General features: G+C 57.2%; 1 protein-coding gene. It reads right to left on the bottom strand.

What is annotated here, in order from left to right:
• Positions 1-96: 96 nt before the first annotated feature.
• A partial coding sequence (locus ACFHWU_RS29395; RefSeq protein WP_416592339.1) for a hypothetical protein occupies positions 97-509 on the bottom strand: 413 nt, incomplete at its 5' end.

The following is a 509-nucleotide window of genomic DNA, read 5'->3' as shown; positions in this document are numbered from 1 at the left end:
GAAGCAGAGAATCATCCGCCACAACTTCCGAATTTAACTCACGGCCAAGTGGTGCACTGCCAATGCTAACCAGACGCTCAACGGCCTTCATGCGCATCAGTCTACCACCGTAATTTTGACAGGCGTTCCATCCGGGTAGCGGCGAAGCCTGTTGCCTATTCGAGCTCCCGCCCCGCCATTGTCACCTCCGTCAATCGGGCGAACGCTAGCACCCGCCCCACCTTCCTGAAACATGGCCGGTGGATACTCGTCAAGTTGCTTGCCCGGAACTTTAGGGTGTCCAGCAAGGGAGGCCGCGCGATTCGCTTTCGCACCAGGCCTATTGATCGTAAGGATGCTGGGGTGCCCGGCCGCTTGAGCATCTTCAATATGTTGTGCCGACTGTGGATGCGTTGATTTGCTGATCGTCACCTCACAAGCGAACTGGTTCGTGTTGTGCACGAGCACTGGGGTGTTGCCGGTGACTACGTGGTACGTGTGGATGTCGTCGATGGTGAGGTTGTGGACCG

This window comes from Micromonospora sp. LOL_015, from assembly GCF_048060275.1.
Classification (GTDB): domain Bacteria; phylum Actinomycetota; class Actinomycetes; order Mycobacteriales; family Micromonosporaceae; genus Micromonospora_E.
Note: the sequence above shows the minus strand (reverse complement) of the source record. Positions and strands in the feature narration are given on the sequence as shown.